The organism is Variovorax sp. 22077 (assembly GCF_052044195.1).
Lineage (GTDB): Bacteria > Pseudomonadota > Gammaproteobacteria > Burkholderiales > Burkholderiaceae_C > Variovorax > Variovorax atrisoli.
The window spans coordinates 1-345 of the sequence record NZ_JBQEQC010000133.1 but is presented as its reverse complement, the minus strand read 5'-3'; the positions used below and the strand labels follow the sequence as shown (position 1 = coordinate 345).

1 protein-coding gene is annotated in these 345 nt (G+C 70.4%); it reads left to right on the top strand.

Going from position 1 to position 345, the window contains the following annotated elements; genetic code table 11:
- The coding region (locus ACTJLF_RS34830; protein ID WP_440884935.1) for a prephenate dehydratase domain-containing protein at positions 1 to 345 on the top strand (345 nt) is incomplete at both ends.

Genomic DNA, 345 nt, shown 5'->3' with positions numbered 1-345 from the left:
GCTGGACCCATCAGGCGTGCCTGGAACTCTTCGCGGAGGAGGAACTCGTCGCGCTTGAGCGCGAGACCCTCTTCGAGGCCTTGCGCGCCGGGACCATCGAGCGCGCGTGCGTGCCCGTGACAACCTCGGTGGTCGGCGCCACGCCGTATCTCGACGACGTGCTCGCGCTCGATGCGATCGCGGGTGTGCAGGTGGTGGCGGAGTACCCGAAGGTGCTCGGGTACAGCCTGCTCGCGAAACCCGGCACCCGGCGCGAGGACATCCGCACGATCGTCGCGCACCCCGTGGCGCTCGAGGAGGTCAAGCCCTGGCTGGACCGGGAGATGCCGCACGTCGAGCGCCGGC